The organism is Massilia genomosp. 1 (assembly GCF_011682185.1).
GTDB lineage: Bacteria > Pseudomonadota > Gammaproteobacteria > Burkholderiales > Burkholderiaceae_D > Telluria_A > Telluria_A rubra.
Genome location: NZ_WHJF01000710.1, coordinates 1 through 208, shown reverse-complemented (window position 1 = coordinate 208; position 208 = coordinate 1). Strand labels below are relative to the sequence as shown.

Here is a 208-nt window from a genome sequence, read left to right as displayed (position 1 = left end):
GATGGACGCAGCAACGCCTACGTCGAGGCGATGAATGGGATGCTCCAACAAGTCAAACGGGCCGCCCGCGGATTTCGCACCGTGAAGAACTTCGTCGCCATCGCCTACCTTCGCATGTCCAAGTTTAAAAACCTTCCGGCCAATCCACTACAACCAGCCGCCGCTCCGTTGCGATCTACCATCTACCGTGCCGGCTGTCCAGTTCCAC

Annotated in this window: 1 protein-coding gene; it reads left to right on the top strand. The window is 58.2% G+C overall.

The features are described from left to right. A partial coding sequence (locus F1735_RS35370) for a transposase (RefSeq protein ID WP_167241694.1) occupies positions 1 to 208 on the top strand: 208 nt, incomplete at both ends.